Source organism: Pseudomonas yamanorum (assembly GCF_013386765.1).
Taxonomy (GTDB): domain Bacteria; phylum Pseudomonadota; class Gammaproteobacteria; order Pseudomonadales; family Pseudomonadaceae; genus Aquipseudomonas; species Aquipseudomonas yamanorum_A.
Window position 1 is genome coordinate 92942 of sequence record NZ_JACARE010000022.1, and the last position, 21518, is coordinate 114459.

18 protein-coding genes are annotated in these 21518 nt (G+C 62.1%); 8 read left to right on the forward strand and 10 right to left on the reverse strand.

Annotated features, from left to right (window positions below; genetic code table 11):
- The first annotated feature begins 66 nt into the window (after positions 1–66).
- Together HX875_RS18440 and HX875_RS18445 are read left to right on the forward strand one after the other, a co-directional pair.
- Positions 67–1095 (forward strand): LacI family DNA-binding transcriptional regulator, encoded by a 1029-nt coding sequence (locus HX875_RS18440; protein ID WP_177044307.1) that lies wholly within the window; start codon positions 67–69, stop codon positions 1093–1095.
- 14 nt (positions 1096–1109) lie between these two features.
- The gene (locus tag HX875_RS18445) at positions 1110–2114 is read left to right on the forward strand and encodes a nucleoside hydrolase (RefSeq protein ID WP_177044308.1); all 1005 of its coding nucleotides are present in this window, start codon (positions 1110–1112) and stop codon (positions 2112–2114) included.
- On the opposite strand, the gene treS is transcribed toward HX875_RS18445, so the two are convergent.
- Positions 2092–4158, reverse strand: a complete 2067-nt coding sequence (gene treS / locus HX875_RS18450; protein ID WP_177044309.1) for a maltose alpha-D-glucosyltransferase — start codon at positions 4156–4158, stop codon at positions 2092–2094. The two genes, HX875_RS18445 and treS, sit on opposite strands and share 23 nt — an antisense overlap.
- Before the next feature lie 133 nt (positions 4159–4291).
- On the opposite strand from treS, the gene HX875_RS18455 reads away from it, so the two are divergent.
- The gene (locus HX875_RS18455; protein ID WP_177044310.1) at positions 4292–5197 is read left to right on the forward strand and encodes a LysR family transcriptional regulator; all 906 of its coding nucleotides are present in this window, start codon (positions 4292–4294) and stop codon (positions 5195–5197) included.
- Here the strand turns inward: HX875_RS18455 and HX875_RS18460 are convergent.
- Entirely contained in the window at positions 5190–6131 is a 942-nt protein-coding gene (locus HX875_RS18460) for a cupin (protein ID WP_177044311.1), read from the reverse strand. The genes HX875_RS18455 and HX875_RS18460 overlap by 8 nt on opposite strands.
- Before the next feature lie 584 nt (positions 6132–6715).
- Here HX875_RS18460 and HX875_RS18465 point away from each other — a divergent pair.
- The 3 genes from HX875_RS18465 to HX875_RS18475 all read left to right on the forward strand — a co-directional run bounded on the left by HX875_RS18465 (position 6716) and on the right by HX875_RS18475 (position 10749).
- Positions 6716–8041, forward strand: coding sequence for an OprD family porin (locus tag HX875_RS18465; protein WP_177044312.1), 1326 nt, complete (start codon positions 6716–6718; stop codon positions 8039–8041).
- A gap of 120 nt (positions 8042–8161) precedes the next feature.
- Positions 8162–8542, forward strand: a complete 381-nt coding sequence (locus HX875_RS18470; RefSeq protein ID WP_010170818.1) for a RidA family protein — start codon at positions 8162–8164, stop codon at positions 8540–8542.
- Positions 8543–8760: 218 nt separating this feature from the next.
- Positions 8761–10749, forward strand: coding sequence for a peptidase U32 family protein (locus HX875_RS18475; protein WP_177044313.1), 1989 nt, complete (start codon positions 8761–8763; stop codon positions 10747–10749).
- Here the strand turns inward: HX875_RS18475 and HX875_RS18480 are convergent.
- From HX875_RS18480 to HX875_RS18490, 3 genes are all read right to left on the reverse strand, one after another.
- On the reverse strand, positions 10721–11503 hold the full coding sequence (locus tag HX875_RS18480) for a molybdate ABC transporter permease subunit (protein WP_371321485.1): 783 nt from the start codon (positions 11501–11503) through the stop codon (positions 10721–10723). The genes HX875_RS18475 and HX875_RS18480 overlap by 29 nt on opposite strands.
- A gap of 1 nt (position 11504) precedes the next feature.
- Entirely contained in the window at positions 11505–12422 is a 918-nt protein-coding gene (locus tag HX875_RS18485) for an extracellular solute-binding protein (protein WP_177044315.1), read from the reverse strand.
- 63 nt (positions 12423–12485) lie between these two features.
- The gene (locus HX875_RS18490; RefSeq protein ID WP_177044316.1) at positions 12486–13385 is read right to left on the reverse strand and encodes a DMT family transporter; all 900 of its coding nucleotides are present in this window, start codon (positions 13383–13385) and stop codon (positions 12486–12488) included.
- Between the two features lie 130 nt (positions 13386–13515).
- Here HX875_RS18490 and HX875_RS18495 point away from each other — a divergent pair, with 130 nt between their 5' ends.
- Both HX875_RS18495 and HX875_RS18500 read left to right on the forward strand, forming a co-directional pair.
- A complete protein-coding gene (locus HX875_RS18495; RefSeq protein ID WP_008433323.1) occupies positions 13516–13959 on the forward strand; it encodes an Lrp/AsnC family transcriptional regulator in 444 nt (147 codons plus the stop codon).
- Between the two features lie 96 nt (positions 13960–14055).
- Positions 14056–14910, forward strand: coding sequence for an NmrA family NAD(P)-binding protein (locus HX875_RS18500; protein WP_177044317.1), 855 nt, complete (start codon positions 14056–14058; stop codon positions 14908–14910).
- Between the two features lie 310 nt (positions 14911–15220).
- Here HX875_RS18500 and xylB read toward each other — a convergent pair whose 3' ends face one another.
- The 5 genes from xylB to HX875_RS18525 are packed head-to-tail and all read right to left on the reverse strand — an operon-like array spanning position 15221 to position 21213.
- Positions 15221–16696, reverse strand: coding sequence for a xylulokinase (gene xylB / locus HX875_RS18505; RefSeq protein ID WP_177044318.1), 1476 nt, complete (start codon positions 16694–16696; stop codon positions 15221–15223).
- Position 16697: 1 nt separating this feature from the next.
- A complete protein-coding gene (locus HX875_RS18510) occupies positions 16698–17690 on the reverse strand; it encodes a LacI family DNA-binding transcriptional regulator (protein WP_177044320.1) in 993 nt (330 codons plus the stop codon).
- 21 nt (positions 17691–17711) lie between these two features.
- Positions 17712–18653: an ABC transporter substrate-binding protein gene (locus HX875_RS18515; protein ID WP_177044322.1), complete on the reverse strand. Its 942-nt coding sequence runs from the start codon at positions 18651–18653 to the stop codon at positions 17712–17714.
- Positions 18654–18686: 33 nt separating this feature from the next.
- Positions 18687–19655, reverse strand: coding sequence for an ABC transporter permease subunit (locus HX875_RS18520; RefSeq protein ID WP_003209708.1), 969 nt, complete (start codon positions 19653–19655; stop codon positions 18687–18689).
- 25 nt (positions 19656–19680) lie between these two features.
- The gene (locus HX875_RS18525; protein ID WP_177044324.1) at positions 19681–21213 is read right to left on the reverse strand and encodes a sugar ABC transporter ATP-binding protein; all 1533 of its coding nucleotides are present in this window, start codon (positions 21211–21213) and stop codon (positions 19681–19683) included.
- Positions 21214–21518: the final 305 nt, after the last annotated feature.

Consider the following 21518-nt stretch of genomic DNA (forward strand, 5'->3'; position numbering starts at 1 on the left):
CCCGAACATCTACGCGAGTAGACCCCGCCCAGGGCGTCTACCTTTCCAGAAAAATGGCAGGTCGTTTTGACAAAACAGTATCCCACCCGCGCCACCCGCGACGATGTGGCCCGCGAAGCCGGTACGTCAGTCGCGGTGGTCAGTTACGTCATCAATGACGGCCCCCGGCCCGTCGCCAAGGCCACTCGCCAGCGCGTACTGGACGCCATCAAACACACCGGCTACCGACCCAACGGTGTCGCCCAGGCACTGGCCTCGGGCAAGACCAAAACCTACGGGCTGGTGGTGCCGAACATTTCCAATACCTTCATCGCGTCTTTTGCCCATGCCCTGCAACAGGAGGCGCTGGATAACGGCCTGGTGATCCTGCTGGGGGATTCCGGCGACTGCCGCAAACGCGAGCTGAATCTGATCAACACCCTGTTGAGCCAACGGGTAGACGGTCTGTTCTATACCAGCGTCGACCGCCACCCGCACATCGAGCTGATCCAGGCCAGCGGCACACCCTTTGTGATGCTCGACCGAGTCACGCCCAGTATCCCCGTCAATATGCTTCGGGTGGATGAGCGCGGCGCGGCACATCAAGTCACCGCGCATCTGCTGAGCCATGGTTACCGTGAGGTTGGCATCATTTGTGGCCCGCCGGAAATGCTCAACGCCCAGGACCGCTTGAACGGCTGGCGTGACGCGCTGGCTGACCGTGGCCTCGAAGAACATCCTGAGTGGGTTGTTGGCGCCAGTTACACACGCAAAGGCGGATACGAGGCGACACAACAGCTGCTGGCCGATGGTCGCGCGCCCCGCGCCCTGTTCTGCTCCAACGAAGCCCAAGCCATCGGCTGCATGCGTGCGCTGTCGGAACGCGGGATAAAGGTCCCGGAACAGGTGGCCCTGGTGTGCTTCAACGGCACTGAAGAGTCGGCGTTCTATGCGCCCTCCCTGACCACGGTCTGCCAGCCTGTGCGGGAAATGGCCAAGGCAGCCATCGCGATGCTGCTGGCCTGGAATGGCGAAGTGCAGTTGCAAGAGTTTTCTCACCGCCTCGTGATTGGTGAGTCCTGCGGATGCGGCGCTGTGCAAACACCGCGAGTCTAAAAAAAGAAGGTGAAATGAAACGCTTAATTATTGATTGCGATCCCGGAAACGGGATTGCAGGGGCAAATGTTGACGACGGTCTGGCATTGGCGCTGGCACTCTCTGCGCCCGAACTCTCGCTTGAACTGGTCACCACCGTCGCGGGCAACACGCCCAGCGCAGTGGGTTACAACGTCGCCAAAGACCTGATGGCCCGAGCCGGCCGTACGCTGCCGGTGGTCAGGGGCAGCACCCAGGCACTGGAGGAACCCGGCGGCCCCTGGCGCGATGCGCTGGACAACACCGTACACAAGCGCCAACTCGCGCATTTATGGAACGCTGTGCGCCCTCCCCTGGATTTCGAGGCCCCTCCGCAAGAAGCGGCCGACGCCATAGGCCAGTTGATTTGCGCGAATCCCGGGGAAATCACCCTGGTGGCAATCGGGCCGCTGACCAACGTGGCGCTGGCGCTTGAACGCTACCCCGACATGATCAAGGCGGTGAAGGAAATCATAATCATGGGAGGCGTTTTTGCCCTGGATGACTTCATCAAGGACACCAACTTCGGCTTCGACCCGGAAGCGGCGGACCGGGTGCTCAGCAGCGGTGCGAACATCACCCTGGTGCCCCTGGATGTCACCACGCAAACCTTGATGACGCACCAGGACCTGGACCGTATCCAGCAACTCGATACGCCCCTCGCCGATTTTATCTGTGAGACGTTCAGGCCCTGGATCGACTATTCAATGGCCACTCGCAGCCTGGCCGGTTGCTGGATCCATGACGCCCTGGTGATTGCCCGGTTGCTGGACCCGCGCGTCGCCACCGCCACGCAGTACTACACGGAGGTGGAACTGCGCGCCGGCCGAACGCGAGGCAAAACCTGGCGCTACAAGCAGCCCCTGCGGCTGGACGTTGCCATCCCGCCAGCCACCAGCGGCCTGGTTAACGTATTGCAGAGCGTGGATAACCCGTTGTTGCTGGAGATCATCGAAAAGTACTTGTCGATGGTCCCCCTCAAATCATCGGCGAGCTGCTGACCACCCGCAGTGCCAACCCTTCATACGCATCCAGCGTAATGGTGAAATCCCCCTCGGCGGTCAAATCACCTTCTACCCGCTCGTTGATGATGTCCACCACCGGCCCGGGCGCAATGTCGGGCAGGTGCAGGGTTTCGGTGATGGGCGTGGAGCCGAAGTTCAGCGCGGTGATCTGGGTGCCTTTGCCCGCCGGCAACTCGTGCACCATGATCAGCAGCCCCGGGTGCTGCACGTCCGGCACCAGGATCTGGCGGCTGGCGGCGATATCGTAGGCGCGGCGCACGGCGAGGATTCTTTGCAACTGTGAAGCAAACGAATCCGGGTCGGCCAGTTGGCTGATCAAGCTGCCATACAAGGTTTTCGGGCGTGGCATCTGCCCGGCGGACTGCGGCGCATCCGGGTTCAGGTCCACCAGGTCGTAGGCGCCGCGATGGATCCAGCGGGTGTCGCCATCGAGCATCAAATGGGCGACCTCCTCCGCGGCCAACGGCAGTGCGCCTACCAGGTCCCAACCGGAAAGTGCGAATACCCCAGGCTGCATGGCGTTGTACATCACCAGCAGCAGGTGAATCTGGCGTATCTGCTGGATATCCGCCGGGGTGATCGCCTCCAGGTCGCGAATCCCCAGCGCCGCCGTGATGATGCTGGCGGTGGTGCAAGACACGCCATTGGTCACGAACTTCAGGTTATAGGGTGCGTGCTCGCCCGCCAGGCGTTCGTACATCTGCTCGCGTATATGTTCGCGCAGGATGCCGCCGGGGAACGTCTGCCCCTGGTACAGGTAAGTGTCGTGGGCGTGCAGGGTCCAGAAATGCACCAGTTCGAGGGTCAGCTCGTCATGGTTCTGCAGCGCGTGGATCAGTGAGCCCGGGTCGATGCCGAGGGTGTGCATCTCCCGCAGCATCAGGCGCAGGAATTCGGTATCGCCCATCAGCAACGCATGCTGGTAGGCCGGGCGCGTGATGAAGTCATAGGACAGGTCGGCGCCGCCGTGGGACATGGCGGCAATGTCGTCCACCGTCAGGTTCAGTTCCTGGAAGCTGAAGCCGCCGGCCTTGCGAATCGCGCCGCCCAGCAGCTGGTTGCCAGTAATGGAGAGCGGGTGGCTTTCAGACCAGGCGTTACCCTCAAGCTTGCGTTCCACGCCGAGGAAGCCGTTGGCGTCCAGGCGCAGGATTTTTGCGCCCATTACGTCGATGGCGTGCAGGGCGTCACCGATGATCATTTGCTGCGCGGCGAAGGTCGGGTCCAGCCAGTTCAGCGACGGTTGCCCTTCCTTGAAGTAATGCAGGTACACCCAGCGCCGGGGCTTGCCATCCACGCCGATGACCACATCGGTGGCGCTCCAGTCGGTTTCCTTGACCCCAGGCTCGAAGAAAATCACCCGTTGCAGCTGGCCGACGATGTAGTGCTTGTCTCTCAGGGCGTCGACCTGCTGCGGGCTGAGGTTTTGCGCGTCGCGGCCCTCGCTGATCTCGGGCAGCAGTGGCCAGTCTTCCTCGCGGATTTCCACCATGTGGTAGAGCCCGGGGTAGTCCTCGTAGGCCATCTCCGCCAGGCGGAAGTCCGCGCCTTTGCCGGTGTGGGACGGGATCACGTCGTCGATGATCACCGCGTTGTGCGCGGCGGCCATGCGGGCCAGGGATTGAAGTTGGGCTTCGGTGCCCAGTTGCGGGTCGATGTCGAAGCTGATGCGGTCAAAATTGCCGTCAATCGTCGGGGTGTGTTCGGTGCCCGAAAGGCCGCCCGAGCGTTTAAGCGGGCCGTTATGAATGCCCTGGATGCCGATTTTCGACAGGGCGTGCCACAAGGTTTCATCCCCCAGGGCCTCCAGCACACTGCCGTTTTCGCGTGTAACGATGGACGCCGGGTACGCGGTGAACCACACCGAGGCCAGGGCTGAAGCATCACGGGGCCGGGTATGCGCATACGGCTGCTGCCACAACCGGCCTTGCCCCGAATAGAGTTTGGCCCGCTGTTTTGCGGCATGCAGCATCGATTGTTCCACCAGCCAGGCCACATGATTCTTCTCGGCATCTGTCATAAATCGATCACCTGCGGTCGTGAAGTATTCGGTTGCGGTGCTTGCATCGGCGCACCGTTGGTTATTGTATGAGGCCCTGAGCGGCCATTCGTTGCATTGGCCCTCCCCCCATGATCCAGACCGAGGGCTGCACTTGGACTATTTCGCAGCGTTGACCGCCTTTGTCGAAGCCGCCGAGGGCAATAACTTCTCCCGTGCCGCCGACCGGCTGGGCATCAAGGCTTCTACCGTTTCACGCTACGTGAAAGACCTGGAGCAGGACCTGGGCATCGCCCTGTTCAACCGCTCGACCCGCACCCTGCACCTGACCGAGGGCGGCCAGACCTTCCTGACCCACGCACGCCGTGTGCTGGACGAGCTGGAGCAGGCCAAGGCCGCCACCTCCGCGCTTAATGAACATCCCCGCGGCGTGCTCAAGCTCAACCTCCCGCCCGCCTTTGCCCGCCACCATGTGCTGCCCACCTTGAACGCATTCCTGGCCCGCTACCCGCAGATCAAGCTGGAACTGGTGCTGGATGACCGCCACGTCAACCTGATCCACGCCGGCGCGGACCTGGCGATCCGGATAGGCACCCTCGCGGATTCCACGTTGAAGGCGCGCAAGATTTGCGATGAACACTACCGGCTGGTGGCCAGCCCGGGGTTTTGCCGGGAGCACCCGGCACCGTCCAGACCTGCCGACCTGGCGGCACTGCCCGGGATTCTGGGGGCGGCTGAGATTGCTTTCGCCAATGGGCATGAAGTGTCGCCGCTGGTGCATAAAGACTGCCTCCGGATCAACGACCTGGACGCGCAGATGATCGCCGTACAGCAAGGCCTGGGGTTTGCCTTGCTGCCCGACTGGCTGGTAGCCAAGCGCATTGACGCCGGCGAGCTGGTGGTGTGGTTGCCTGAGTGGAGTATCCGCATCGCCGGCCGCGAATCGGCGGTGTGGTTCGTCTATCCACCCAAGCGCATCGTGTCTTCCAAGGTGCGGTGCTTCATCGACTTTATCGTTGAGCAACTCGGCGAAACACCGCACTGGAAGCGTGTCAGCTGAAGCGAATATCCAGCGAGCGCAGGTAGGTTTGCAGCCCGGCGTCCTGGATCGGAATCAGGAACGCCTCGGTGTCGGACTCGTTGAAATGGGCATGCCAGTAACCCGGCGGTGTTACAAACGCGAGCCCCGGCGACCAGTCGACCCGCACCGGGTTGCGGATTTGCCCGTCGGCGTCCAGCTCGGTGCCCACCAGCGAGTAGCAGCCCTTTGGGCAATCGATGATGAAATCCAGCGCAATCGACTGGTGCCGATGGGGCTTTTGAATGGACCCTGCAGGCAGGATCCCGTACATCGCCCATAGCACATGCGTCACGGTGCGGGTTTGCGGGAAATGCCGATTGCCCAGCAGGATGCTGATGCGGCTGCGGTCCTGGGCGCGGGGATCATCGGCGGCCTCACGCAGCTTGGCGTTGGCCAGTTCTGCAGGGTACAGCGTGGGCGCGAAGCGATCGGTAGTGCGGGCCACGCCCAGATAGCGCAACAGCGGTTCGTCATGCACGTAGTACAGGCGCGCATCCTCTGTTGCGCTGAAGTGCGCCGGCTGCAGGCCCGGCAGCGCAAGGAAGCAGCCCTTGGACCATTCGATCCGATGCTCACCCTGAACCACACTGCCCTGCCCCGCGATCACATAAAACACTTGTGAGGTGGCGTTGGGTTGCAGTTCCAGTGTGTCGCCGGCGTTCAAGCGAATGAAGTTCGCACACAGCCCCGGGCCGGTGGCCGGGCCTTCGCAGCCCAGTGCCTCGCTGAGGTCCAGCGGCACAACCCGGGACGGGCCACCGTCGTACAGCGAGGCCGGGAAGCTGTGATAAGGAATGCGGGTGATCAGGTTGGCACTGATGGGGTTGGCGGCCTTGCTGTACTCGAAGTACTCGGCGTCGAGCAGGTGCGGCGGCTGGGTGTCGGTCAGGTCAGGCTTGAATTCACGGTTCATTATCATCACCTCAATCTACGGCTGGATTTCGCGACATCCCGAGGGACGTTGCGGCGGTGATGGAACTATAGGCACTCAATCGCGCAGGATTAATCCCTCGTCTCGCACAGCAGTTGTGCGAAATGGGGCAGAAGTGAACCGTTCTTCTACGCAGGTGCTTAGTTCGAATTAGCCAACTATCAAAGTGCCATTTTATAAACAGATTAAATATTTCTACATCTAACGCGCATAAAAAATCCGCCGCAGAGACTGCGGCGGCAAACCAAAGGATTTTGTCGAAGCAGAGCGGCTAAGACACGATCAAAACTACAGCAGCACGCGCAGCGGTACAGTGAATTTTAATTAATCGAGTTTAACCATCCCTTCACTGGTCCTTTACCGAAAACCGGTTAAAAATCCCCCATCGCGCAAAGGCCAGCGCCGCCCGCCAGGGTGGTGACCGGCTAAAACTACAACACGCGAAACCCGGCTTGAATGCCAGTCTTAATATCGCCTGCCCAAAAGTTATATACGCCATAAAAAATAAGGCTGTGCACCTGCGCACGCAACTATTAGCGATTAATCTATCCGGGGAAACTATAACCATGGTTAAACAGTGGAGCCTATTAGCGCTGGTCATTTCCAGCAGCCTGAGCCAGGTGGCTTTGGCAGATTCAGTAACGGATCAGGCAGACGCCAAGGGTTTTGTCGATGGCAGCACTCTCACCGGCGTCGCGCGCAACTACTACTTGAACCGTAACCGCGAAGAAGGCCGCGCCGACCAGCGTGACTGGACCCAAGGGGTCATGGCCAACTACATCTCCGGCTTCACCCAGGGCACTATCGGGTTCGGCGTCGACGCCTATGCCTACGGCGGGCTGAAACTCGACTCCCAGCGCAAATACGCGAACACCGGCAACCTGCCGCTTGATCGCAACGGCGACCCTCAGGACGCCTACGGCTCGCTGGGTGGTGCGTTGAAGCTGCGGATCTCCAAAACGCAGCTCAAATACGGTGAAATGCAGCCCACCGCGCCGGTGTTTGCCGTCGGTGGTGTCGGGTTGCTCGACCAGACCGCCACGGGCTTTGACCTGACCAGCAACGAAATCGCCGGCCTGAACCTGGAAGCCGGTCACTTCACCGCTACCAACGGTGGCGATACCACCAACCATGAGCACGATATCTTTGCCACCTACGCCAACGTAGCGACCAAGAGTGCCAGTTTTGTCGGTGGCAAATACACCTTCACCCCGGACTTGAGCGCCACGGTGTATGCCGGCGAGTTGCAGGACGTGTGGCGCCAGTACTACACCAACCTCAATTACGTGATGCCTCTGAGTAATGGCCAGTCGGTGACCCTGGACGGCAACCTGTACCGCACCCTCGATACGGGGAGTGCCAATGCGGGCACGATCAACACCACGGCGTACTCGCTGGCGGCGGCCTATTCGTTCCTGCAGGCCCACACGCTGACACTGTCGTTCCAGAAGATCGATGGCAACGAGCCGTTCGACTATATCGGCGCGGGTGACAACGGTGCCGCCGCGGCCGGCGACTCGATCCTGCTGGCCAACTCGGTGCAATGGTCTGACTTCAACGGCCCAGGCGAAGCTTCCTGGGCCCTGCGGTACGACTTGAACATGGCGCCCTATGGTGTGCCGGGGCTTAGCTTCATGAGCCGCTACATCAACGGCTCCGACATTGACGGCAGCCACACCCCCGCCAACAGTGCCTATCTCGGCGCCTACGGCGACGGCGCCAAGGAGCACGAAACGGACGTAGAAGTTAAGTACGTGGTCCAGAGCGGGCCGGCGAAGAACCTCGCGTTCCGCCTGCGCCAGGCCTACCACACCGGCAGTTCCGAGTCGGGCAGTGGCGGCGACGTCAACGATACGCGCCTGATCGTCAATTACCCGTTCAGCATCCTGTAAGCCCTTCATGGGACGCGCCAGCGACGCAGGTCGCTGGCGCGGTGATCGGCTATTTGGGTTGGCAGTTCTGCTGGAGGCGTTAAACTGCGCGGCCTCTCTCTGCAGAAAAACGAGACCTCCATGGCCAACCACGACCTCGCCTTCACCCCCGACCTCGACCCGGACTCCATCTCCTCCGACGTCATCGGCTTCAACGGCATCCTCGTCTCCACCCAAATCCCCACCCGCGCCGATGGCAGCCTGGAACTGGGCGACATCACCCTGCAAAGCGAATGCACCCTGCAAGCCCTCAAGGTGGCCCTGGAACGTGCAGGCAGCTCGATTGACCGGGTCATGCACCTGACCATTTATCTGACCGACATGGCCGATCGCGCCGCCTTCAACGAAGTCTACAAACGCTATTTCGCCAAGCCCTGGCCCGTGCGTGCAGCGGTTGGCGTGGCCGCCCTGGCGGTGGAAGGCATGCGGGTTGAAGTCACCGCGATGGCCGCCAAGGCCTGACCACAATGATCAACTGTGGGAGCTGTCGAGCCCCAGCGAGGCTGCGATGGGATCGCCTCGGTTTCACTGATACACCGCGGTGCCTGCATCGCGGGCAAGCCCGGCTCCCACAGTTGACTGCATTCCCATGTGGGAGCCCGCGCAGGGCCTGGTAGATGTCGATAAGGCATTTCACAGCTACAATGCCCGCCTCCGTGACAAGCCTGACTAAAAAAACTATGTCCTTGCCCAAGCATCACCTGGAATTGCTCAGCCCTGCGCGCGATGTTGCCATCGCTCGCGAGGCCATCCTGCATGGCGCCGACGCCGTGTACATCGGCGGCCCGAGTTTCGGCGCGCGCCATAACGCCTGCAACGACGTGAGCGATATCGCGCAGCTGGTGGAGTTCGCCCGGCGCTATCACGCGCGGGTGTTCACCACCATCAACACGATCCTGCACGACAACGAGCTGGAACCGGCCCGCAAGCTGATCCACCAACTCTACGACGCCGGCGTCGACGCGCTGATCGTCCAGGACCTGGGGGTGATGGAGCTGGATATTCCGCCCATCGAGCTGCACGCCAGCACCCAGACCGATATCCGTACCCTGGGCCGCGCCAAGTTCCTGGACCAGGCCGGTTTCTCGCAACTGGTATTGGCCCGTGAGCTGAACCTGCAGGAAATCCGTGCGATTGCCGATGAAACCGACGCGGCCATCGAATTCTTCATCCACGGCGCCCTGTGCGTGGCCTTCTCCGGCCAGTGCAACATCTCCCACGCCCAGAATGGCCGCAGCGCCAACCGTGGCGATTGCTCCCAGGCCTGCCGCCTGCCCTACACCCTGAAGGATGACCAGGGCCGTGTGGTTGCGTTTGAAAAGCACCTGTTGTCGATGAAAGACAACAACCAGAGCGCCAACCTGCGCGCCCTGGTGGATGCCGGCGTGCGTTCGTTCAAGATCGAAGGCCGCTACAAGGACATGGGCTATGTGAAGAACATCACGGCCTATTACCGTCAGCGCCTCGACGAGATTCTCGAAGACCGCCCCGACCTGGCCCGCGCGTCCAGCGGCCGTACTGCGCATTTCTTCCTGCCGGACCCGGAAAAGACCTTCCACCGTGGCAGCACCGACTACTTCGTCACCGACCGCAAGGTCGATATCGGCGCCTTCGACACCCCGACCTTCACCGGCCTGCCGGTGGGTGTGGTGGAGAAAGCCGGCAAGCGCGACTTGCAAGTGGTCACCCATGAGCCGCTGTCCAACGGCGACGGCCTCAACGTGCTGATCAAGCGCGAAGTGGTGGGTTTCCGCGCCAACATCGCCGAGCCAAAAGGCGAGTTCGAAGAGGACGGCGAAAAGCGCTACCGCTACCGCGTCGAGCCCAACGAGATGCCGGCCGGCCTGCATCAGCTGCGCCCGAACCATCCGCTGAACCGAAACCTGGACCATAACTGGCAGCAGGCGTTGCTCAAGACTTCTGCCGAGCGCCGTATCGGCGTGTCGTGGGTGGCCCGCCTGTTGGAAGATCGCCTGGACCTGACCGTCACCAGCGAGGAAGGCATCAGCGCCAGCGTAGCCCTGCCCGGTCCGTTCGGCGTGGCCAACAAGCCGGAACAGGCGCTGGAAACCCTGCGTGACCTGCTGGGCCAACTGGGCACCACCCAGTACCACGCCACCGCAATCGAGCTGGACGCACCGCAGGCGTTCTTCATCCCGAACTCGCAGCTCAAGGCCTTGCGCCGTGAAGTAATCGAGGCGCTGACCGAGGCGCGTATCCAGGCCCACCCACGGGGCGGCCGCAAGGCAGAAACCACGCCGCCGCCGGTGTACCCGGAATCGCACCTGTCGTTCCTGGCCAACGTCTACAACCAGAAGGCCCGTGACTTCTATCACCGTCACGGCGTGCAACTGATCGACGCGGCGTATGAAGCCCACGAAGAAACCGGCGAAGTGCCGGTGATGATCACCAAGCACTGCCTGCGCTTCTCGTTCAACCTGTGCCCGAAACAGGCCAAGGGTGTGACGGGCGTGAAGACCAAGGTCGCGCCGATGCAGTTGATCCACGGCGATGAAGTGCTGACGCTGAAGTTCGACTGCAAGCCGTGCGAGATGCATGTGATCGGCAAGATCAAAGGCCACATCCTCGGCCTGCCGCAACCGGGCAGCGTGGTGGGCTACATCAGCCCGGACGACCTGCTCAAGACCATTCCTCGCGCACCGCACTGATCCCTTCGCGCCTGCGTACCCGCAGGCACCACAGCGGAAACGGCAAGGTCACCAGCAGCAGCAACCACAACAGGGCGTAGACACTGTCTACGCCTTCGTTCTGCAGGTTGACGAACAGCTTGACCGGAATCCCCTGCGGGAAATACGCAAACACCATCACAATCCCGAACTCGCCAATCACCCGCACCCAGACAATCGCCAAGGCGTTGGCCAGGGCCCGCCGGGTGACGGGCAAGGTCACCTGCAAAAACACCTCGGCCGGTGTGCAACCCAATCCCCGTGCCGCCTCTTCCAGGGAACGCGGCACCGCCTCGAATGCCGTGCGTGCGCACAGGATGTAATAGGCCAGGCCGCCGTAGAGTTGCGCCAGGATAAACGCCGGCAGGTTGTTGCTCAGGGAAATCCCCAACTTGCCCAACGCTTCGCCAAGAGTGGCGTATGGGCCGTAGGCGGTGACCAGCAAAATGCCCATGGCCAACGGCGGCGTCAGCAGTGAGATCAGCAATAACGCCTCGACGCCGCTGCGCCAGGACGATGCAGTGCGGGCCAACCACAAGGCCAGCGGCGTGCCCAGCAGCACAATCAACAGGGTCGAAACGCTGCTCAGCCCCAGGGACACGGCCACCGCCGACCAGTCGCCGTAGGCCAGTTGCAACTGGCCCCAGGACGTTGCACCGGCCAGGGCTACAAACGGAATGATCAGCAGCACCGCCGCCGGCACGCTCATCCATAGCGTGGGCGAGCCCTTCAGCACATCAAAGCGCTCCGCCTTTCGGCTGGCCGTAGCCATTGGCTTCAAACAACTTCTGGCCTTCAGGCGATTGCAGGTAGCTCACGAACGCCTGGGCCTGTTGCGGGTTGGGCGCGTTCTTCAGCACGGCTGCGTAGAACACCAATGGCTGCGGCTTGAGGGTTTGCATCTGGCCGTTCTTGTCCGGCAGTTGCAGGCTGACGGTGTCGTACCAGTCTTGGGTAAAGGTCGGGTTGCTCAGGTTGATCTCGTCGGGCAGCGCGATGTACGGCAGCTTGGCCGAGATCGTCGCGCTCTCGTAGCCGGAAGCGGCGTCTATCTGGCCGGCTTGCAGGCGGGTCAACAGGCCGCCTTCGCCAAACACCTGCTGCGGGTTTTGCACGTCACCAAGAATCTGCCGGGCGAGGCCCGGCTGCCGGTAATACTTCTCGACCAGTTGGACGGTAAAAATGATGTTCTGCCCTTGCGGGTCGGTGGCGGCGTCGGTGCGGCCGAAGCGCAGGCCGGGGCTTTGCAGCACCTTCCACCAGGCTGGCGAGTTGGCGTTCTTGCTCGCTTCCAGCGCCGGCGCGAACGCGCTCTTGGGGTTGTAGGCAATCACCATGCGGGTGCTGGCCACCGGCACCGCCTGCCCGACCAGTCCGGCCTTCTGCAGCACCTCAATCGGCCCCGGGGTGATGGAGACGAACACGTCGGCCACCACCTTCTTGGACGCCAGCAACCGCGCCATCCCATAGGCGCCCTCGCCCTGCCCCTGATACGTCAGGTGCTCGCGTTCGGCGAAGGCCGGCCCCAGGGCCTTGTCCATCACCACGCCCATGGAGCCGGCGTAAGTCACATGGATTGCGTTTTCGGCATGGGCCGACAACGCCACCGACAGCACCAGGGCATTGAGTAGCCATGCACGACTTTTCTTCAACATGAGCGGTTCCGCTGTAAAGGTAGATATACAGCGGAGAATAGTAACCAAGGTGCTAACAGTGCTTCATGAAACATGCCCTGGCAACGCCTTCGGGCGCCACCACCAACCCCGCTGCAGCCCCGCCGCCGCGAGCAGAATCGCCGCCACACCGAGCCATTGCAGCCAGCCGAGGCGATGACCAAAGGCGATCCAATCGACAAAAATGGCCGCGATCGGGTAGATAAACGACAGCGCTCCGGTGACTGCCGTGGGCAACTTCTGGATCGCCCCATACAGCAACACGTACATCAAGCCGGTATGCACCACGCCCAGGGTCAGCAGTGCCGCCCACGAATCCATCGAGGCGGACAGGCTCTGCCACTGCATCAGCGGCGCCAGCAGCAAGGCGCCCGTGGTCACCTGGATCAACGCCATCAGGTGCGGCGGCACTTCTTTCAAACGCTTGATGATCAGCGCTGCAATCGCATACAGGAACGCTGCGCCCAGCGCTAACCCCACCCCAGCCAGGTAGTCGTCCCCGGTGTTTTGCTGATCGCCGTGGGCGGTGACAATCGCCAGCATCCCCACAAACGCCACGCTCAGCCAGGCGAGCTTCTGCACGGTAATTTTCTCGCCCAGGAACACCGCTGCCAGCATCACCAGCATGAAGGGCTGCACGTTATACACCGCCGTGCTGATGGAAATTGATGCCTTGGCATAGGACTCGAACAGCAGTAACCAATTGCCCACAATCGCCACGCCGCTGAGCATCGCCAGCCCCAATTTGGCGTAGCTCAGCAACTCCAGGCGCAGATAGCCCATCAGCCAGCACACCACCAGCAACGTCACCGCGCCGATCACGCAGCGCCAGAACACCACCTCCACCACCGGCACGCCCGACACCAGCACAAACCAGCCGATGGTGCCGGATATCAGCATGGCGGCGACCATTTCCCATGACCCGCGACGTATGGACTTGTCCATGATCAAGCTCCTCAAGTGAGGCTCAATTATGGCAATCTCGCCAATAGCGACTCCAGATTCTAAATTAGGCGAACCGTAGCTTTCGCCTATTCTTATTAGGCAAACCCGAGCAATGGCTTTCGGAGCGACCATGATTGACAGCATTGACCAGCAACTGATCGCCGCGCTGATGGACGATTCGCGTCTGTCCCTCAAGGCCTTGGCGGGCATCACCGGCCTCTCCTCCCCCAGCGTCGGCGAGCGGCTGCGGCGCCTGGAAGAGCGCGGCGTCCTGAAGAATTACACCGTGGACATCGACCCCAAACATTTCGGTTACTTGCTGCAAGCCATCGTGCGTATTCGCCCGTTGCCCGGGAAATTGCAGGAAGTGGAACGGCAGATCCAGGCGATCCCCGAGTTCACCGAATGCGACAAGGTGACCGGCGATGATTGCTTCATCGCACGCCTGCACGTGCGCACCATGGATCAGTTGGACACGCTGCTGGACCGACTCAACGCGTACGCCGAAACCAACACCGCCATCGTCAAGAAAACCCCGGTAAAACGCCGGTTGCCGCCGCTGGGCGACTCGTGACTTTGAGTCACTGATGCAGTGACGGGATCGCTATTCTGTCCATCTGGCGCGCTGTTTATGCTTGATCCACCCATTGGAACAACAGGCGTAAACACCATGTATGTCATTACCGGAATCACAGGCAAAGTCGGCGGCGCCCTGGCGCGGTTTCTCCTCGATGATCATCAACCCGTGCGTGCGGTGATCCGCGATGCCGCCAAGGGTTCCGAATGGGCCGCGCTCGGTTGCGAGGTCGCCATCGCCAACATGGATGACGCCGCTGCACTGACCGAAGCGTTCAAGGGCGCCACCGGCGTGTTCATCCTGCCGCCGTCGGATTTCGACCCTGAACCGGGTTTTCCCGAGGCGCGCAAGGTGATTGCCGCCGTTGCCCAGGCCATCGAGGCGGCTGCGCCGCAAAAGGTGGTGTGCCTGTCGACCATTGGCGCCCAGGCCGAGCAGCTTAACTTGCTGACCCAGCGCACCCTCATGGAACAGGCCCTGACCGCGTTGAACGTACCGGTGACCTTTCTGCGCCCGGGCTGGTTTATGGAAAACGCCGCCTATGACGTGGTCGCCGCCCGCGAGCACGGGGTGATCAGCAGCTTCCTGCAGCCGCTGGACAAAGCCGTGCCGATGATTGCCACCGCCGATGTCGGCCGTCTCGCCGCACAACTGTTGTTGCAACACTGGACCGGGCGCCGGGTGGTTGAACTTGAAGGCCAGTGGGTCAGCCCGAACGACATCGCCCGGACATTGACCGAAGTGCTTGATCGCGGCGTGACCGCGCGGGTGGTGCCTCGGGATACGTGGGAGCCGATGTTTCGTGAGCAAGGTGCGCAGAATCCACTGCCGCGGATGCGCATGATTGATGGGTTCAATGAAGGTTGGATCTGCTTTGAGCAGGCGCAGGTGGTCAAGGGAGAAACCACGTTGCTGAAAGTATTGCGCGAACTTGCTGCCACCGCCTAAATCCCGCCTGGCGGGCTTTCGTGGCGAGGGAGCTTGCTCCCGCTGGGCTGCGCAGCGGCCCCGGAATCTTTGGGAGCGCTGCGCACTCCAGCGGGAGCAAGCTCCCTCGCCACAGGGTCACCTCCCTGACCGTGCAACGCCTTGGCGGCGCCCAACACGCCTGCAGCACTGCTGCCACCGCCTAAATCCCGCCTGGCGGGCTTTTGTGGCGAGGGAGCTTGCTCCCGCTGGGCTGCGCAGCGGCCCCGGAATCTTTGGGAGCGCTGCGCACTCCAGCGGGAGCAAGCTCCCTGGTCACAGGGTCACCTCCCTAATCGTGCAACGCTTTGGCGGCGCCCAACAGTCCCTGGAACTTGCGATAACGCGCCTGCAGCACAGCAGCTTGAGCGCCATCCGGGAAAAACCGGGCCTTCACCGGCATCCCCGCCTGCAACAGCGCCGCGCCCTGCCCGCTCGCCACAAACCCTAACTTCGCCGCTCCAATACACGCGCCCAGCTCACTGCCGTGCAACGTGTAGATCTCCCGCCCAAGGATATTGGCCAGCAACTGCGCCCAATACTCACTGCGTGCGCCACCGCCCACCAGTGCACAAGCGCCCACCGCGGCTCCGGCTGACTGCACCGCATGCAACGCATCCAGCAGCCCGAACCCGACCCCCTCCATCACCGCATAACCCAGCATCGCCGGCGTGCAGTCATGCCCCAGGTTCATGAAGCCACCCCGCAACAACGGGTCGTTATGTGGCGTACGCTCGCCCGCCAGGTACGGCAAGAACAGTGGATTGGAAACCGGCACGCCCTGGCCGATTGGCCACTCGGCCTGCACCTGATCCAGCAACGCCTGTTCATCAGCAGTACCCGTCAAACGGGTCACCCAACGCAAGCAACTGGCCCCGGCCAACATGGCGCCCATGGTGTACCAGCGATTGGGCAGCGCATGGCAAAAGCTATGCACGGCACTCGCCGGATTGCCCGCCGCATGATCGGTAATCGCGACAATGGCCGCACTGGTGCCGAGGGTGATAAACGCGTCACCGGCATTCACCGCGCCGATGCCCACCGCGGCCACCGGGTTGTCCCCGCCACCGCCGGCAATCACCAGGCCCTCGGCCAAGCCAAGTCGCAGCGCCGCAGCGGCATTTAAATAAGCACTGGCGGCCCCGCCTTCCACCAGCCTTGGCATCTGTGCCAATCGCAAACCCGTCGCCTGCAGCATCGGTTCAAACCACTCGCGGTTGGCCACATCCAGCCATAGCGTCCCGGCGCCATCGGACACCTCGCTGACGCGCTCGCCACTCAAGCGCAGACGCAGGTAATCCTTGGGCGACAGTACGCAATCAATGGCGCTGAATACCGCCGGTTCATGCGCTTGCAGCCACAGCAGCTTGGGCGCCGTGAGCCCGGCCATCGGCAAACTGCCGGTGACCTCGGCAAACTCGCTGCCCAACGCCTCGGCCTGGGCCATGGCGCGGGAGTCGTCCCAGAGAATCGCCGGGTACAACACCCGGTCGTCCTGCCCCAGCAATACCGCGCCGTGCATCTGCCCGGACAAACCGATGCAACTGACCCGGCCATAGGCATCCGGCTGATCCGCGCGCAATTGGTCCAGAGCCTTCAGGCACGCTTGCCACCAATCCTCAGGGGCTTGCTCGGACCAGCCCGTGTGCGGGCGCGAGACTGTCAGCCGCGCACCGGCATGGGCGAGGACGCGGCCTTGCTCGTCCATCAGGATCGCCTTGAGTTCCGAGGTGCCAAGATCAATGCCAAGGGAAACCGGGTTGTTCATATCAGGGGCAGCCGCATGAGTTACGAATCTTCAGGGTGGGCGCGAGCCGCACGCTGTGTTTTTTACGCTTGGGCGACGCCATGCGCTCAAGCAGCAGGTTGACCGCCTGCGCTCCCAACTCCTGGACCGGCTGCGCGATCAAGGTCAGGCGCGGCACGAAGAAGTCCGCCCATTCAAAATCATCGAAGCCTACCAGCGCCATTTGCCCGGGCACCTCGATGCGTGCATCGCGCAAGGCATGCATTGCGCCGAGGGTCATCAGGTTGTTGCCCGCCATGATCGCCGTGGGCGGTGTGTCCAAGGCTAATAGTTGCTGTGTGGCCTGTCGTGCCGGCTCGCTGCTGGAGCCGCCATTGACCAGCAATTGCGGGTCAAACGGTAATTGCGCCGCAAGCAATGCGGCTTGATAACCGGCCACGCGCTCATCGGAAGTGCCCAGCCCTGCCCGCCCGGATATAAAGCCGATGCGCCGGTGGCCATGCTCGATCAGGTGCGCCACCAGCGCCTGGGTCGACTGGGTATTTTCTACCCCGACCTGATCAAAGCGGTCGCTCATCATCCGGTCCACCAACACCGCCGGCACCTCATTGGCCAGCAGGTATTCCAGGGCCAGCGAACCGGTGGACGGCGCCAGCAGAATGCCGTCCACCCGCCGGTGGTGCAGCGCGGTGACCACGCGCAATTCCTGCTCGGGATCGTCGTGGGTGTCGACAAACAACATCATGTAGCCGTGTTTGGCGCACTCGGTTTCCATCGCGTGCACCGTTTCACTGAAGTAGTGGTTGGACAGCGCCGAGATCGCCACGCCAATCGTGTTGGTGGTGGACCGGGCCAGGGAGCGCGCCAGCGTGTTGGGGATGTAGCCCAACCGCCGGATCGCGCTCTGCACCGCTTGCACCGTGTCCGGGCTGACCTTGCGGGTGCCGTTCAAGACGTGGGAAACCGTCGACGTCGACACTCCTGCAATTCTTGCCACATCCTCCATGGTTGCCACGGTGCTCACTCCTGCGTTCTTTTAATGTTTGCTTGACCAACCGCTGTAGGAACCGACGTTGTCGCGGGTGATCAATTTTGGCGCCAGCAGGGTAACCGCTTCTGCGGGTTGTTTGTCATTGAGAATGTCATTGCCGACGTTGACGGCGGTCTGGGCCATGGCCCAAGGGTCCTGGCTGGCGGAGGCCTGGATCAGGGTGTCGGTCTTCAGGGCGTTCTCGATGTCCGGCGCGCCGTCCACGGAGGTGATGATGATGCCGCTGCGCTTCAACTGCTTGGCCGCCAGGTCACTGCCGATGGCTTGCGGGTCGTTGATCGCAAACAGGCCGTCGATTTTCTGGAAGCGCGTGAGGTAGCCCTGCATCACGTTCAGGCCACCTTCGCGGGAGCCTTTGCCATCCTGGTCGTCCGACAGCACCTTGATTTCCGGCGCGCTGGCCAGGGCGGCTTTACAGCCTTTGACGCGATCGGTCACGGCCGTCACTTGCGGGCCGTTCTGGATAATCACATTGCCCTTGCCCGAGAGCTTGTCGACGATGAACTGGCAGGCGAGCTTGCCGGCTTCGACGTTGTCGGTCTGCACCGTGGCGTTCACGCCCTTGGCGTCCACATCCACCGCCACTACCACGATTCCGGCGTCACGGGCTTTCTTGATCGCCGAGGCCATGGCCGACGGGTCGACGGCGTTGATCAGGATCAGGTCGACCTTGGACGAGATGAAGTTGTCGATCTGCGAGAACTGCTTGCTCAGGTCATAGTCGGCCGACACCGAGGTCACCTTGACCGCCGGGTTCAGCTCCTTGGCGCGGGCCGTGGCGCCGTCGGCCAGGGTCACGAAATACGGGTTGCCGAGGGAACCCATGCTGATGCCGATGGCTTTCAGTTCACGGGCCTCTACGGCGTGGGACATCAACACGGCAACGCCCAGGGAAGCGACAACAGGAAACATGCGTTTGAAGTTCATGATGACTCTCTTGTGATTGTTGTTTGAGTGAAATCAGGTCCGTGCGCCGGACTGGCGATAACGATCCAGCGCCACTGCGCCGATGATCACGATGCCCTTGATGATGTACTGCCAGATATCCGAGACGCCCAGCAGCACCAGGCCGTTGGTCAATACCGCGATGATCAGCGCACCGATCAGCGTGCCGCCGATGGTGCCGACGCCGCCGGTAAAACTGGTGCCGCCGAGAATCACCGCCGCGATCGCATCCAGCTCATAGGATTGCCCGAGTTGCAGGCCATTGGCGGCGAACAGGCGTGACGCGCTCATCACTGCACCCAGGCCGGCCAGCGCACCGGACATGGCATAGACGAACAGCAGCACTTTCCACACCTTGATCCCCGACAAGCGCGCCGCTTCCGGGTTACCGCCCACGGAGTAGATCTGCACCCCCATCACCGTGCGCCGCAGGATGAACCACGACAGCGCGATAACGGCTACCGCGATGATCACCAGCCATGGCACGCCCAGCACTGAATCATTGCCGATAAAAGCGAACGGCAAGTCAGGGTTGAACACGGTTTTGTCGTCGGCCAACAAACGGGCCAAACCACGCATGGCGGTCAGCGCACCCAGGGTGACGATAAACGGCGGCAGGCGCATAAAGGCGATCAGCCCGCCGTTGACCAGGCCCAGCAACAGGCCGAAGCCAACCCCGGCGGCAATCCCGAACATGCCGAATTGCGGCGACATCGACGCTTGCAGCGCCACCACCGCCGAGGCCGCGAGAATCGCGCCTACCGACAGGTCGATGCCCGCCGTGAGGATCACAAAGGTCATGCCCGCCGCCAGCACCACGTTGACCGAAGCCTGCTGGGTGATGATCGACAGGTTCTGCACCGTCATGAAGTTTTCGCTGGCCAGGGCAAAGCCCACCAACAGCAGCACCAGCACCGGCAACATGCCCACCGTGCGCATCAGTTCGCGAATACGCTCAGCCTTGCCGATCGTTGCCACAGTCATGGTGTTGCTCCCGCTTGTTGTTGAATTAGCCATGGGCGGCCACCTGTTCGCTGCCGGTGGCGAGGTCGATAATCGCCTCCTGGGAAATGTCCTGCCCCGATGCCCCGCCCACTTCGGCCACCAGTTGCCCTTCGCGCATGATCAGCACGCGGTCGCAGGTGCCGATGATTTCCGGCAACTCGCTGGAGATCACCACGATGCCCACGCCAGCCTTGGCCAGTTGGTTGATGATGCGGTAGATCTCGGACTTGGAGCCGATGTCCACGCCACGGGTCGGTTCGTCGAGGATCAGTACGTGGGGCTTGACCTCCAGCAACCGCGCCAGCAGCACCTTCTGCTGGTTGCCGCCGGACAACGCGCCGACATTGACCTTGCCCGACGCCACGCGGATCGACAGTGACTTGATCGCGTCCCGCGCCCGTTGTGCAGCGTGGCCCCGGTCGAGCACGCCGCCGGCATGGGCATCCGGCACGCAGGCGCAGACGTTGATGTTGTCGGCCACGCTCATGTCGAGGAACAGGCCTTGGGCCTTGCGGTCTTCAGTGAGGTACACCACCCCGGCACGGATCGCGTCCGCCGGGTTGCGCAGTTGGGTCACGGTTTTGCCGACCACCTCCAGGCTGCCGGAGGTGCGCGGATCAGCGGCAAAGATCAGCCGCGCCAACTCGGTACGACCAGCGCCCACCAGCCCGGCGATGCCCAGCACTTCGCCGGCGTGCAGGTCGAAGCTGCAGTTGCGCACGCGCTTGCCATCGGCCATGTCACGCACGCGCATCACCACTTTGCCTGGGTCGTAGGCGGCGTGTTCCTTCTTGTAGAACCCCGACAGGTCGCGGCCCACCATCATCTTCACCAGCACCTCGGCCGACAGCACTTCCCGCGCCAGTTCGCCGACGTACTCGCCGTCCCGCAGCACGGAGACCCGGTCCGACAACTCGTAGATTTCGGCCATGCGGTGGCTGATGTAGATGATCGCCAAGCCCTGGCTGCGCAGCTGTTTGATCAGCGCGAACAGGCGGTCGGTCTCCCGGGAGGACAGCGGCGTGGTGGGCTCGTCCATCACCAGGATTTTCGCGTGGGCATGCAGGGCCCGGGCGATTTCCACCAGTTGGCGCTCGGCGATGGACAGGCTGGCGACGCGGGTGGTGGGCAGGAACTCCGCACCGAGCCGCGCCAGCACCTCGGCCACCCCGGCTTCCATGCCCTTGCGGTCGATGGTCCAGCCACGGCGCAGTTCACGGCCCAGGTAGATGTTCTCGGCCACCGTGAGGTTCGGGCACAGGCTGAGTTCCTGGTAGATCACGGCAATGCCGAGGGCTTTGGCGGAGGCTGGGTTGTAGCTGGCGACGGGCTGGCCATCGATGCGGATGGTGCCACCGTCATCGGCCTGGTAGGCCCCGGAGAGGATCTTCATCAACGTCGATTTGCCGGCGCCGTTCTCACCCATCAAGGCGTGGATTTCACCGGCATAGACTTTCAGGCTAACGTTCTTGAGCACCCGCAGGCCGTTGAAGGTCTTGCTGATGCCCTGCATTTCAAGCAAGGGTTCAAGGCTCATGACTGAGCTCCTGGTTTTATTATTGTTGTGTTCAAGCGTTCGCCAATGACAGCCATCGGCAGACCTGATTGCAGCCGACTCTAATCAGATACATTTGTTTACGCAAGCGCTTGCGTAGGCCTTTTGTCGATTGATTAAACGTTTCACCTGATGAAGAAAGCTTCATTTGGTGATTGGCTGATCATTGCGCCTCCTCCATCCGTGCGAATGTAAAAACCATGCGGCCAGCCATCAAAACGCCACTTTCTCTGCTATTGTCCAAAGACCTCATCTCCTCCTCGTCGCACCCGTGCGATCTTCTGTGA

What these genes read in the sequence shown, in the direction of transcription:
- HX875_RS18445 (WP_177044308.1), top strand. Translation starts at nt 1,110, where the DNA reads ATGAAACGCTTAATTATTGATTGCGATCCCGGAAACGGGATTGCAGGG.
- treS (WP_177044309.1), bottom strand. Translation starts at nt 4,158, where the DNA reads ATGACAGATGCCGAGAAGAATCATGTGGCCTGGCTGGTGGAACAATCG.
- HX875_RS18460 (WP_177044311.1), bottom strand. Translation starts at nt 6,131, where the DNA reads ATGAACCGTGAATTCAAGCCTGACCTGACCGACACCCAGCCGCCGCAC.
- HX875_RS18465 (WP_177044312.1), top strand. Translation starts at nt 6,716, where the DNA reads ATGGTTAAACAGTGGAGCCTATTAGCGCTGGTCATTTCCAGCAGCCTG.
- HX875_RS18470 (WP_010170818.1), top strand. Translation starts at nt 8,162, where the DNA reads ATGGCCAACCACGACCTCGCCTTCACCCCCGACCTCGACCCGGACTCC.
- HX875_RS18475 (WP_177044313.1), top strand. Translation starts at nt 8,761, where the DNA reads ATGTCCTTGCCCAAGCATCACCTGGAATTGCTCAGCCCTGCGCGCGAT.
- HX875_RS18485 (WP_177044315.1), bottom strand. Translation starts at nt 12,422, where the DNA reads ATGTTGAAGAAAAGTCGTGCATGGCTACTCAATGCCCTGGTGCTGTCG.
- HX875_RS18490 (WP_177044316.1), bottom strand. Translation starts at nt 13,385, where the DNA reads ATGGACAAGTCCATACGTCGCGGGTCATGGGAAATGGTCGCCGCCATG.
- HX875_RS18495 (WP_008433323.1), top strand. Translation starts at nt 13,516, where the DNA reads ATGATTGACAGCATTGACCAGCAACTGATCGCCGCGCTGATGGACGAT.
- HX875_RS18500 (WP_177044317.1), top strand. Translation starts at nt 14,056, where the DNA reads ATGTATGTCATTACCGGAATCACAGGCAAAGTCGGCGGCGCCCTGGCG.
- xylB (WP_177044318.1), bottom strand. Translation starts at nt 16,696, where the DNA reads ATGAACAACCCGGTTTCCCTTGGCATTGATCTTGGCACCTCGGAACTC.
- HX875_RS18515 (WP_177044322.1), bottom strand. Translation starts at nt 18,653, where the DNA reads ATGAACTTCAAACGCATGTTTCCTGTTGTCGCTTCCCTGGGCGTTGCC.
- HX875_RS18520 (WP_003209708.1), bottom strand. Translation starts at nt 19,655, where the DNA reads ATGACTGTGGCAACGATCGGCAAGGCTGAGCGTATTCGCGAACTGATG.
- HX875_RS18525 (WP_177044324.1), bottom strand. Translation starts at nt 21,213, where the DNA reads ATGAGCCTTGAACCCTTGCTTGAAATGCAGGGCATCAGCAAGACCTTC.